Raw genomic sequence first — 11426 nt, 5'->3', positions numbered from 1 at the left:
TCATGAAACATGTAAAAATCTCCGACCTGACAGTCGGCAACGACCTTCCGCTGACCATCATTGCAGGCCCCTGCCAGCTTGAAACGGCAGACCACGCGCAGATGATTGCTGGCAAGATGAAAGAGGCCTGCGACGCAGCCGGTGCGCAATATGTCTTCAAAGCATCTTATGACAAGGCAAACCGGACCTCGCTGTCCGGCAAGCGCGGCATGGGCATTGATGCGGGGTTGCAGGTTCTGGATAGCATCCGCAAATCGATGGGCATTCCGGTCCTGACCGATGTTCATACCGAAGCGCAGTGCGCCATCGCCGCCGAGGCGGTAGACGTCCTGCAAATCCCGGCGTTTTTGTGCCGCCAGACGGATATGCTGCTCGCTGCGGGCAATACCGGCGCAGTGGTCAATGTAAAAAAGGGTCAGTTTCTCGCGCCGTGGGAGATGCCCAATATCGTGTCCAAGATCGAAAGCACGGGGAATCATAATATCTTGCTGACCGAACGTGGCACTTCTTTCGGCTATAACACGCTGGTGGCTGATATGCGGTCCCTGCCGCAAATGGCCCAAACCGGTTATCCGGTGGTGATGGATGCGACCCATTCCGTGCAGCAACCGGGTGGAAAAGGTGGATCCTCGGGCGGGCAACGCGAATTTGCTCCGGTCATGGCGCGCGCCGCCGTGTCGCTGGGTATTGGCGCGGTGTTCATTGAAACACACCAAGATCCGGACAATGCCCCTTCGGATGGGCCCAACATGATTCCGTTGGATCAGATGCCCCAACTCATTGACACTTTGATGCGCTTCGATGCGCTGGCCAAAGCTGATCCTATTCAGATTTAACGATTGAGACTTGTTATGACCAAACCGATTCCCGAGGTAACACCAAACACCTGGAGCTTTCTCCGCGACGCAATGATCAAACCCACCGGGTTTCGCGAATACGACGCCCGATGGAAATATCCGGAAGAGATTAACCTGCCGGGCATGACGGCGCTTGGCCTAGGACTTGGCACGCAAATGCGCAGGCGCGGGATCGAGCCCGTGATCGCTGTAGGAAACGATTACCGTGACTATTCACTGGCGATCAAAAACGCCCTGATCCTGGGTTTGATACAGGCCGGTATCCGCGTGAAAGACATTGGCCCTGCGCTTAGCCCGATGGCCTATTTCGCACAGTTTCATCTGGATGTACCGGCCGTGGCGATGGTTACGGCGAGCCACAATCCAAACGGCTGGACTGGGGTCAAAATGGGCTTTGACCGCCCTTTGACACACGGCCCCGACGAGATGTCTGAATTGCGCGACATCGTTCTGAATGGCGAAGGTCAGACGCATGCGGGTGGATCTTGGGAATTCGTCGAGGGCGTGAAAGAAGCGTATATCGACGATCTCGTCGGCGATTTCAAAGTGTCCCGCCCGCTAAAGGTTGTCTGCGCAACCGGAAACGGCACCGCTTCGGCCTTTGCGCCCGAAATCTTCGAACGGATGGGCGTTGAGGTCGTCCCCAGCCATAACCGGCTGGATTACACTTTCCCGAATTACAACCCGAACCCCGAAGCGATGGAAATGCTGCATGACATGGCGGCAACGGTAAAATCCAGCGGTGCCGATCTGGCACTTGGGTTTGACGGTGACGGTGATCGTTGCGGCGTCGTCGATGATGAAGGTGAAGAAATCTTTGCCGACAAGGTGGGCGTGATCATGGCCCGCGATCTGGCCAAGCTGCACCCCGGATCGACCTTTGTCGCAGATGTGAAATCTACCGGCCTGTTTGCCAGTGATCCCGAGCTACAGGCCCTTGGCGTCAAGGTAGATTACTGGAAAACCGGCCACAGCCACATGAAACGGCGCGTCAAGGAAATCGGTGCGCTGGCTGGGTTTGAAAAGTCGGGCCATTACTTTCTGGCCGAGCCGGTCGGGCGCGGTTATGACTGCGGAATGCGCGTCGCGGTCGAGATCTGTAAACTGATGGACCGCAACCCGGATCAAAGCATGTCCGACCTGCGCAAAGCTCTGCCCAAGACCTGGTCGACGCCCACCATGTCACCCTATGCGGCAGATACCGAAAAATACGATATCCTGCAGCGACTGGTCGACAAGCTGGTTGCCAAAAGCGAAGCTAATGAGACATTTGCTGGCCGCGCGATCAAGGAGGTCGTTACGGTGAACGGCGCACGTGTGATTCTGGACAATGGCAGCTGGGGGCTGGTGCGGGCTTCATCCAACACACCCAATCTGGTGGTCGTGTGTGAAAGCAGCGAAAGCGAAGCTGAGATGCGTGCGATCTTTGCCGATATCGATGCGGTGATCCGAACCGAACCCAGTGTTGGCGATTACGACCAGACCATCTGAAGAAAACTGCTTGGGACATATCTGATTGCCCCAAGCGCAACACTTGCTCAGTTGCCGCCAAACAGTTTGAGCAGCCCTTTCTTCGCCTCTTCTTCAAGCTTGTTCTTGAGCGCATCTTCGATCTGATCGCTGTCCGTGATGGTGGTGTCCAGCTCGTTTCCAACCTTCTCGAAAACTTTCTGTTTCGCGTCGTTTTCCAGCTCTTTGACCTTCACATCTGCCGCCGCTTCGATGACCTTGGACAGGTCCGGCTTGATTGACGGGTTGCTCCACGGGCCAACGATGCGCACAGGCACCGAGATGCCCTGCCCCGAATTGGCACGCAAAGCTACAGGCGTGAACAGATAATCGATATTGCGCGCACCCAGCCCCACGACCCCCTGACCATCGGCACGGTAATTCTTGAGCGACATAAGCAGATCGTTATTCGTCAACACACCCTGATCAATGGTAAAGCTGGCCGACAGGCTGTTGAACACGGTTGTCCCGCCCGATCCGGTCCCCTGCCCCATAAGTCGATCCAGATCGAAACCGGATATTACCCCCGTCCCGACATCCAGATTTCCCTTACCGCTGAGAGACCGCATGATTTGATCCTCAGACTGACCGACACCCAGAAACTCAATGGTTCCTGCCGCGCTTCCCGACAGGCGTTCGACACCGGCCAACGTTGACAATGCCTGTTTCAGATCAATCTCACTTGCCGTCACCTTGCCGCCCACGGACAGGCCATTGCGATTGTTGGCAACCACCTGCCCGTTCAACTGACCCGAAAACAACGTCGCCGGATGCATCGCAAGAACCGCCCGCGCGTGATCCAGTGTCAGCGTCAGGTCACTTTTCCCAAACGTCATGCCGGGAACTGCGATTGAGTTGGCCGTCAGGCGAATATTGCCATTCGCCAAAGCCAACGCGGATGCGTCGATTGGGTCTTTTGACCAGCCCTCCTGAACTGGTGAGGCAGATTGAGACGCGCCACCCAGCCCAGCGCCGGTTTCAGATATCTTCGACAGGTCCAGATCGCCCGCATCCAGGCGTGCGACGATCTGAGGGGGATCGGAAATGGTGATATCCGCCTCTCCGACAAACCGGTTGCCATCCAACTGCGCTGTCATATTTCGCAGGGAAATCCGACCGTCCCGCGTATAGGTCATTTGCGCAGAGATATCGGCAACGTTACCCAATCCAGACGGCACAGTCACGCCCGCCTGACCGAAGGCCGCCAGCATCTTTTCTGTATCTTGGGTGATGATCTTTGTGGTTCCGTCCATCTCTCCGGCCAGATTGACGTGGCCGTCAAAGCCGATCTTGCCGCCCGGTGCAGTCAGGGCCAATTCAAGCGCGGTTACGGACCCTGCGGCAAAGGCTGGCAAGTCCGGAATCTTCAGATCGACCTGAACAGCACCTCCGGGTACAGGCATTGATGCCTCCATTACCATCGGTGCAGTGACCTGAGGCCAACTGGCCGACAAGGTTACATCAGGAAAGTCCATCTGCGTGGCACCGTCTTCCACATAGATCAGTCGCGCATTATTAAGCTGCAACTCTTCCAAAGTTACGGCCGACGATGCGCTGGCCGGAACCGTCCCTGCAGACGGTGTGGCCGTCGCGGTGGTCACAGGCGCGCTCAGCTCCCAGTTTCCGCGCCCTTGCGAACGCTCCAGCCGCAGCACCGGGTTTTCCGCGAAAACGCGTTTGATCCGCAGATCCCCATTCAAAAGCGCAGCAGCATCCACGCCCACGGCAAGGCTATCAGCGCTCAGCATCGGCTCTGGCCCGGCCCAGCTGGCGTTCCCAAAACGCACGGGCCCGGTTTCCATCCCCAGCACCGGCCAGAACGACAGGCGCACGTCGCCGCTCAATCTCAGTTCGCGCCCGGTCTGGGCTTTGACCTGCTCAGCCAGAATCGCGCCAAGCTTGTCTCCGGGCATCAGCAAAAGCGCGCCAATTACCAGCGCAATCACTGCCACAACAATAAACAGGATGCGTATCAGCCATTTCATGATCTGCTCTCCGCCTTTTGGCTTGTCTTTGCCGCGATCATTCAAATCGCACGTCACATTTGCAAGAGGAAGCTTTCCCCACTATATGCCGCGCCATGACGACGAACCCGCCAAACCTCCGCCCCGACCTGGCTCCGGCCGCCCGGATCACCGAGACACCCCATTCAAACCAGCCGACGATCGGCATGGTGTCGCTGGGCTGTCCAAAAGCTTTGGTCGACAGCGAACGCATTCTGACCCGGCTTCGTGCTGAAGGATACGGCATTTCGCCCGATTATGCCGGGGCCGATGCCGTCATTGTGAACACTTGCGGGTTCCTCGACAGCGCCAAGGCAGAATCGCTGGATGCGATCGGAGAGGCGCTGGTTGAAAACGGCAAGGTCATCGTCACCGGCTGTCTGGGCGCCGAACCGGATTACATCCGCGAGCACCACCCCCGCATCATGGCGGTCACCGGTCCGCATCAGTACGAACAGGTGCTGGATGCGGTTCACGCCGCCGTTCCCCCTGACCCTGACCCGTTCGTTGATCTGCTGCCCGCCAGCAGCGTTCGATTGACCCCCCGCCACTACAGTTATCTGAAAATCTCAGAGGGCTGTAACCACAAATGCAAGTTCTGCATCATCCCCGATATGCGAGGAAAACTGGCCAGCCGTCCGGCCCATGCGGTTCTGCGCGAGGCGGAAAAGCTGGTCGAAAACGGCGTGCGCGAACTGTTGGTGATCTCGCAGGATACTTCGGCCTATGGGCTGGACCGGAAATACGATGTGAACCCGTGGAAAGACCGCGAGGTCCGCAGCCACATCACCGATCTGGCCCGTGAACTGGGTCAGATGGATGCCTGGGTGCGGCTGCACTATGTCTATCCCTATCCACATGTGCGCGAGTTGATCCCCCTGATGGCGGATGCCGGGTCCAACATATTGCCGTATCTGGATATCCCGTTCCAGCACGCCCACCCGGATGTTCTGAAACGGATGGCCCGCCCCGCCGCAGCGGCCAAAACTCTGGACGAAATCCAAGCCTGGCGCGCAATCTGCCCCGATATCACCCTGCGTTCGACCTTTATCGTTGGCTATCCGGGTGAGTCCGAGGCCGAATTCCAAGCCCTGCTGGACTGGATGGACGAGGCGCAACTGGATCGTGTCGGCTGTTTTCAATACGAAAACGTGGACGGTGCGCGCTCAAACGACCTGCCCGATCACGTCCCGGCCGAAGTCAAGCAAGAGCGGTGGGATCGCTTCATGGAAAAGGCTCAGGCCATTTCAGAAGCCAAGTTGCAAGCTAAAGTCGGACAAACGCTTCAAGTAATCGTCGACGACGTGGATGACGAAGCCGCCACCTGCCGCACCAAATCGGACGCTCCCGAGATCGACGGCAACCTGTTCATTGACGAGGGCTTCGAAGGCTTCAAACCCGGCGATATCGTCACCGTCGAAGTGGACGAGGCGGGGGAATACGATCTGTGGGGGAAACCCGTTTAACGCCAGTAGCCTGCCCCATAGTGTTTTCGGGTCAATAGTTACGAAGTACAGTTCAGGTAGAAAAAACCGCCATGAATGGCGGCGAAAATTCCTGAAAATGGTGCAGGCGGTCCGTAGTCAAACCGCCTGCGAAAAGCTTACTGAGAAACCGGGTTGCAGACGGTTTGACCTGCTTCGGTTGTTGCCAGTTCATAGCCTGCCGAGCAGCTGGCCGAGCCATACTTGTCATAGTCGGGTTGTACGTAAACAGGGGTCGGTTCTTCCTGCTGCGCACAAGCGGTCAGGACCAGGGCAAATGCGCCAACGGCTGCAAGTTTCAGTTTCATGTCCGTCAATCCTCTATTACTTTTCTGATATTGCCCAGCTTTTCGGGCCGCTTCCAGAGTACGGGCTGAACGGCAATCTGGCAACTAAAACGGTCACTTCCTTGTGAGGAAGAGCGATTCCATGCCAGTTCGAAGCCCAAACGATGATCCTTGCGGCATTACAGCTACCTTTTTGTCTGGATCGTCCTAAACTGTGTGACGTTTCAGCCAAATACGGAGAAGCCACATGTCAGACACACCCGTTATTGCCCAGAAAACCCCTTTTCCAGTCGAAGTTGCCGAAGGAAAAACCTATTTCTGGTGCGCGTGTGGAAAGTCGAACCGGCAACCCTTTTGCGATGGCTCACATAAAGACAGCGGGTTCGAACCGGTGAAATATACGGCCGAGGCCAGCAAAAAGGTCTTTTTTTGCGGGTGCAAACACAGTGCAAACGCGCCGTTGTGCGATGGAACGCATAAAGACCTTTGATCAGCCCTTCAATCTGTTCAGCGTCTCTGAATTTGCACAGAAATCTGGGGCCGTGTCCGCTGGATTCTGCCGCTGAGCCAGCCAGTTGGTGCATTGCGCACCACAGCCCGAGGCGCGACAGCGCGTGACCAGTTCAGCGTATCCTTCGGGCGACAACCGCCCTTCGGCCATGGCTTCGCTCAGTGAAATTCCCATGCTGCGGGAAACAGAGCGCGTCATCCAAAAGTGCTTTTCGACCTCACCCAGAATATCCCGAGGCATCACGCGTCCTCCGCTTGCAAAGCTTTGATGGCCTTGAATCGACCGCAGTTCGGGCATGTGCACGGGGCATGATCAATCTGTTCACGCCGTCCCAGCCACTCCGGACAGGTTCTGGCCCAGGTACAGCCGCGACACTGTTGCACGATCTCGGCCCAATCCTCATGTTTCAGGTGACCATCCCGATAGGCTGCGGCCAAGTCGGTTCCTGTGACCTGACCCATCCGCAGTACCAGACGAAGATGGGCCATGATTTCACCGAGTCGTGGCATGGCGAACCTGACAGTTAAGGCATCAATTTGTGCAGTAACTCCTGGTTACGGCAGTATTCCGGTGTCCGCCCAGCGGTCGCCATTTTGTTGAGCAGATCCTGACAATGATCCGGGTTTGGACAATCGGCACATCGCAGAACTGCCTCGGAAATCTGGTCGAAAGACACCTTGCCACCAATGGCTGCTTCCTCAAGATCGATGTCCAGCATTCTGGCCATGTCGTCCACCAATCCGGCATGAAGCCTCAAGGACTCTCGGGTGGGCATGCTGTATCCTTTCCCTTTCGCGCTTTACGAAATCGTAGCGCATCCGGGGCGTCATACTTTGACACAGGTCAAAATTGGGCGCCGATGTGATCCAGATAGGCCCGGGTTGCATCCTGAACGCGGCGAAAGCGGTCCCCACCCAGCTTTTTGCCTCCGTACCAGCGGGTGACGATGATCACGTGATTGTCCAGCCCTGCACGCTCGATCATCCGCAGGATTACCATACCGGCCCCGCTTTCCCCATCATCGGCCTTCAGTGCACCGGTCGGCAAAGAGGCGGCCCAGGTGTTATGTGTGGCCTTGGCATAGGATTTATCGGACTTCAGTTGATCCAGAACCGCGTCAACTTCCGCGCGCGACGCCACAGGCGCGCCAGATACCGCATATTTCGACCCGCGATCCGTCAAAATTACGCCAAGGCGCACAAGATCGGTCATTGCGTCAGCCCCAGTTGCGTGGCGGTTTCAAGCACGATGTGCACGCGCTGCGCGTTTGGTGGGTGGGTGCCCAGAAACCTGTCGCCAGGATCCGGAATCCGGTCAAAGAACTTCGCCCCAACCAGCGGGTTGTAGCCCGCGTTATATGTAATGATCGTGCCCATCTGGTCAGCCTCAAGCTCAAAAGCCTTCACATAAGCCTGAACACCAACCTGCGCGCCCACTTTCTGAGCCTCTTCTATGTCGGCGGCGTCACCCCCGCGCAGCTTTTCCGCCTTTCCAAACTCAGTGGCGCTTGCGCTGGCATTTTCGCTTTGCCTTGCGATGTGCCCCAGAACGTGATGGGCCGCCTCATGTCCCATGACAAAAGCCAGTTCGTCTGCGTTTTGCGTAGAACGGATCATCGCAACGGTAAAAATGATGGTAGGTTGCCGCTGGTCGTCCAATGTCTGAAAGGCATTGGCGGATGCGCGCGGATTCAGGTCAACGAGAATCTGGAAATCGCATTTCTGAGGCCTTGGTTGCTTCAAACACTGGCTGCGGGCCTCAGCCACGATGTTCTGGCTGACTTCGCGAAAGGTCTGGGCAACATCCTCAGAACCCGGCCCTTCACCCAGCCAGTCCGCGGCAGGCTGCAAGCGCAATGCACCTTCCGCACAGGCCGCAAGCAGCAGGGGAAACACCAAAACAAAGCGTCTGCGCATGTTACATCCTTCGGCTCGGTCTGACTGCGATTTCAACATAGTACCTGCCGCTCAGAGTGACCACACAATGCTTTGAAACGAACGTCTTGCATTGCGCGTCGACGGCTTGCACTCTGTCCTTATGTTTTCGATTGAGCATGAATTCGACTCGACGGTCATAACGCTTGTGGACGAAGGTGAAAAACCCTTGCAGGAAGATGTTGTGATCAACAATTTCGCCGAATGCGTCACGCTGGAACAGTTTGATCCGCGAACCGACCAGGTGCAAAAGATCACCTTGTCGCCCGAACAGGTCCGCGACCTGGCCGCAGCGCTGGACCTGCCCGAGGGTGTTTACCAGATCCGTGAAACGGGACCTTAGGGCACATAGACAAACACCTTGTTGCGCGCGGTTTGCCCCTGCTTGAGTGTCAGTGTCGAAGGGGCAACGCGAAGGCACCTCGCAAGGATCGCCTGAACCGCATGGTTGGCTTTGCCACTGTCAGGCGGAGCCGTGACAAATACCCTGATCTGCCCGCCTTCCACGATCACCCGGTCGCGCGCGGCCTTAGGTGTTACTTTCAAGTGAAACACTGCCCCGGCGTGCGCCTGCGCGCTGAGATCCGGCAGATCTCGTAGTTTCGATTTCGCCATTGTCGCCCCTTCCCTCAATAGTCTTGCATGATGGGCGGTAGGATGAAATTGATCCACGCGATCCGTCGCCGCGCCCTTGAAACCCTCGGCATGCCGACCAAGATACAGAGACGTGATGTAAAGGAAGTTAACATATGTCCATGAAAAACCCCGCTGCTCTGGAGTTTTTGCAGTCGCGCCGGTCCCGACCCGCCAAGACACTGGTTGCCCCGGCTCCGACACGGGACGAATTGCGCCCCCTGCTGACCGCAGCCGCACGCAGCCCCGATCACGGAAAACTGGAACCCTGGCGATTTATCGTTCTGGAACAGGGGGCCATGGCACGGTTGGCAACCCTGACCGAGGCCTGCGGGCAACGGCTGAACAAAAGTCCAGAAGACATTGCAAAAGCGCGCAGCCAGTTCGACATGGGGCATCTGGCCGTAGCCGTAATCGAAGTACAAAAACCGTCCGAGAAAATACCCGCAATCGAACAAACCTATTCTGCGGGCGCGGTCTGTCTGGCCCTGCTGAATGCCGCGCTGGCCGCGGGTTGGGGTGCAAACTGGCTGACAGGTTGGCAAACCCACGACCACGACTTCTGTGTCGACGCCTTTGGCCTTGCCAAGAACGAGCGTGTCGCCGGACTGATACATATCGCCACCGAAGGAACTGCCCCACCCGAACGCCCGCGGCCCGATGTGGCAGCCATAACGGAATGGATCACAGAATGATCATCCTGAACGCCTTTTTCAGCGCACTAAGCCAGATCGGAGATCCCAAGTTCCGTGCCGTTCTGCTGCGCGGTGTAGGTTTGACCATCCTGTTGCTGGGTCTTGCATGTGTCGGTGCGATCAGGTTGATCAACTGGTTGTCGGGCAGTGAAATCTCGCTGCCATTGGTCGGAGCTGTCCCGTGGCTGAACGACGTTCTGAACTATTCAGGTATCGTTCTCGTCCTGGTCCTGCCTGTTTTCCTTATGGTACCGGTGGCGTCAGCCATCACATCGATCTTTCTGGACGAAGTGGCGCAGGCGGTCGAGGACAAGCATTTTCCAGCCTTGCCACCTGCACGACGCATCCCGGTGTCGGAGGCCCTGAAGGACGGCCTCAGCTTTCTTGGCGTGCTGATTGTAGCAAACCTGCTGGCGCTGATCCTCTATGCGATCTTCACCCCGTTTGCGCCCTTCATCTTCTGGGCCATGAACGGGTTCCTGTTGGGGCGGGAATACTTCACGCTGGCCGCCATACGCCGGATCGGGCGGGATGGCGCGCGCCAATTGCGGGCCCGACATTCGACCACGATCTGGGTCGCCGGAACCCTGATGGCCATTCCGCTGTCGATACCGCTGTTGAATCTGGTGATCCCGATCCTTGGCGCGGCGACATTCACCCATATTTATCATGCTGTGTCAGGCCAAAAGGTCTGACACAGATTACCTCGGCTCCAGTTGGTTCAACCAGTCGAGGTCCCGCACTGAAATCACACCGGAAATGATGATCCCGGCAATGATCGCCCACAAAACCACAGCAATGGCGGTGGTGATCCACATCTTGGCTTTCATGTGATGGACTTCCGGCGCACCCGCATGGGTGCCCGGAACGATATCGTTCAGGTCACCCTGAGTTTTGATGCGAATGGGCAGCACCACAAGCAACGTCATGAACCAGATGACGGCGAACAGCACCAATGCAGCAGTAATGGTCACTTCAGGTCCCCCGGGTTTTGCGGATCATACCTGTTCCAGCTCGACAAGGCAGCCGTTGAAGTCCTTGGGATGCAGGAACAACACTGGTTTGCCATGTGCGCCGATCTTGGGCTCACCCGACCCTAGAACACGGGCGCCGGTCGCTTTCAAATGATCACGGGCGGCGATGATGTCGTCGACCTCATAGCATACGTGATGAATACCGCCTGCCGGGTTCTTTTCCAGAAACCCGTTGATCGGGCTGTCGTCGCCCAGCGGGTACAAAAGTTCGATCTTGGTGTTGGGCAGTTCGATGAACACAACCGTGACGCCATGATCCGGCTCGTCCTGCGGCGCGCCGACCTTGGCGCCCAGCGCATTGCGGTACTGCTCGGATGCCGCCTCAAGGTCGGGTACGGCGATGGCAACGTGGTTCAGACGTCCAATCATGTCACACTCCTGATGTCCTGCTTTGCGTGGGTTATGGGGGTTGCTCTGCAAAAGGACAAGTGCGCCAAATCGCGCGTTAACGTCGTGTTAGCCAGAAGTTCCTAGCGTGA

General features: G+C 57.2%; 17 protein-coding genes. 7 read left to right on the top strand and 10 right to left on the bottom strand.

Features of this window, described 5'->3' with window-relative positions; genetic code table 11:
* The first annotated feature begins 2 nt into the window (after positions 1-2).
* Positions 3-836 carry a 3-deoxy-8-phosphooctulonate synthase gene (kdsA, locus tag AC2FLZ_RS08735; RefSeq protein WP_480475557.1) on the top strand — a complete coding sequence of 278 codons (834 nt, stop codon included), beginning with the start codon at positions 3-5 and terminating at the stop codon, positions 834-836.
* A gap of 15 nt (positions 837-851) precedes the next feature.
* Entirely contained in the window at positions 852-2348 is a 1497-nt protein-coding gene (locus tag AC2FLZ_RS08730) for a phosphomannomutase/phosphoglucomutase (protein WP_480605264.1), read from the top strand.
* A gap of 47 nt (positions 2349-2395) precedes the next feature.
* Here the strand turns inward: AC2FLZ_RS08730 and AC2FLZ_RS08725 are convergent, their stop codons facing one another.
* On the bottom strand, positions 2396-4351 hold the full coding sequence (locus tag AC2FLZ_RS08725) for an AsmA family protein (RefSeq protein ID WP_480605262.1): 1956 nt from the start codon (positions 4349-4351) through the stop codon (positions 2396-2398).
* A gap of 95 nt (positions 4352-4446) precedes the next feature.
* On the opposite strand from AC2FLZ_RS08725, the gene rimO reads away from it, so the two are divergent.
* Positions 4447-5835, top strand: a complete 1389-nt coding sequence (gene rimO, locus AC2FLZ_RS08720) for a 30S ribosomal protein S12 methylthiotransferase RimO (RefSeq protein WP_496882082.1) — start codon at positions 4447-4449, stop codon at positions 5833-5835.
* A 137-nt stretch (positions 5836-5972) separates the two neighbouring features.
* Here rimO and AC2FLZ_RS08715 read toward each other — a convergent pair whose 3' ends face one another.
* A complete protein-coding gene (locus AC2FLZ_RS08715; protein WP_209504738.1) occupies positions 5973-6161 on the bottom strand; it encodes a hypothetical protein in 189 nt (62 codons plus the stop codon).
* Between the two features lie 226 nt (positions 6162-6387).
* Here AC2FLZ_RS08715 and AC2FLZ_RS08710 point away from each other — a divergent pair, with 226 nt between their 5' ends.
* Entirely contained in the window at positions 6388-6630 is a 243-nt protein-coding gene (locus AC2FLZ_RS08710; protein ID WP_480475549.1) for a CDGSH iron-sulfur domain-containing protein, read from the top strand.
* Here AC2FLZ_RS08710 and AC2FLZ_RS08705 read toward each other — a convergent pair whose 3' ends face one another.
* From AC2FLZ_RS08705 to AC2FLZ_RS08685, 5 genes are all read right to left on the bottom strand, one after another.
* Positions 6631-6891, bottom strand: a complete 261-nt coding sequence (locus AC2FLZ_RS08705) for a DUF6455 family protein (RefSeq protein WP_480553949.1) — start codon at positions 6889-6891, stop codon at positions 6631-6633.
* Complete coding sequence (locus AC2FLZ_RS08700; RefSeq protein ID WP_496882081.1) at positions 6891-7160, bottom strand: DUF6455 family protein; 270 nt, start codon at positions 7158-7160, stop codon at positions 6891-6893. Before AC2FLZ_RS08700 ends, AC2FLZ_RS08705 begins: the two co-directional genes overlap by 1 nt.
* A 14-nt stretch (positions 7161-7174) precedes the next feature.
* A complete protein-coding gene (locus AC2FLZ_RS08695; RefSeq protein WP_496882080.1) occupies positions 7175-7426 on the bottom strand; it encodes a DUF6455 family protein in 252 nt (83 codons plus the stop codon).
* A 68-nt stretch (positions 7427-7494) separates the two neighbouring features.
* Positions 7495-7863 carry a YigZ family protein gene (locus AC2FLZ_RS08690; protein WP_480475541.1) on the bottom strand — a complete coding sequence of 123 codons (369 nt, stop codon included), beginning with the start codon at positions 7861-7863 and terminating at the stop codon, positions 7495-7497.
* On the bottom strand, positions 7860-8567 hold the full coding sequence (locus tag AC2FLZ_RS08685; protein ID WP_480625211.1) for a M48 family metalloprotease: 708 nt from the start codon (positions 8565-8567) through the stop codon (positions 7860-7862). Before AC2FLZ_RS08685 ends, AC2FLZ_RS08690 begins: the two co-directional genes overlap by 4 nt.
* 121 nt (positions 8568-8688) lie before the next feature.
* On the opposite strand from AC2FLZ_RS08685, the gene AC2FLZ_RS08680 reads away from it, so the two are divergent.
* The gene (locus AC2FLZ_RS08680) at positions 8689-8928 is read left to right on the top strand and encodes a DUF8831 family protein (protein WP_267364243.1); all 240 of its coding nucleotides are present in this window, start codon (positions 8689-8691) and stop codon (positions 8926-8928) included.
* Here AC2FLZ_RS08680 and AC2FLZ_RS08675 read toward each other — a convergent pair.
* Positions 8925-9200, bottom strand: coding sequence for a DUF167 domain-containing protein (locus tag AC2FLZ_RS08675; RefSeq protein ID WP_480622133.1), 276 nt, complete (start codon positions 9198-9200; stop codon positions 8925-8927). The genes AC2FLZ_RS08680 and AC2FLZ_RS08675 overlap by 4 nt on opposite strands.
* Positions 9201-9334: 134 nt before the next feature.
* On the opposite strand from AC2FLZ_RS08675, the gene AC2FLZ_RS08670 reads away from it, so the two are divergent.
* A complete protein-coding gene (locus AC2FLZ_RS08670; protein WP_480622132.1) occupies positions 9335-9913 on the top strand; it encodes a nitroreductase family protein in 579 nt (192 codons plus the stop codon).
* Positions 9898-10608 carry an EI24 domain-containing protein gene (locus AC2FLZ_RS08665; RefSeq protein ID WP_496842733.1) on the top strand — a complete coding sequence of 237 codons (711 nt, stop codon included), beginning with the start codon at positions 9898-9900 and terminating at the stop codon, positions 10606-10608. Before AC2FLZ_RS08670 ends, AC2FLZ_RS08665 begins: the two co-directional genes overlap by 16 nt.
* Positions 10609-10614: 6 nt before the next feature.
* Here AC2FLZ_RS08665 and AC2FLZ_RS08660 read toward each other — a convergent pair whose 3' ends face one another.
* Both AC2FLZ_RS08660 and mce read right to left on the bottom strand, forming a co-directional pair.
* A complete protein-coding gene (locus AC2FLZ_RS08660) occupies positions 10615-10887 on the bottom strand; it encodes a DUF1467 family protein (RefSeq protein WP_480519116.1) in 273 nt (90 codons plus the stop codon).
* 24 nt (positions 10888-10911) lie between these two features.
* Entirely contained in the window at positions 10912-11316 is a 405-nt protein-coding gene (gene mce / locus AC2FLZ_RS08655) for a methylmalonyl-CoA epimerase (RefSeq protein WP_480519118.1), read from the bottom strand.
* Positions 11317-11426: the final 110 nt, after the last annotated feature.

Source organism: Ruegeria sp. YKSF131, assembly GCF_059612645.1.
The sequence above is the reverse complement of the archived record's forward strand: the minus strand, read 5'-3'. Positions and strand labels throughout refer to the sequence as shown.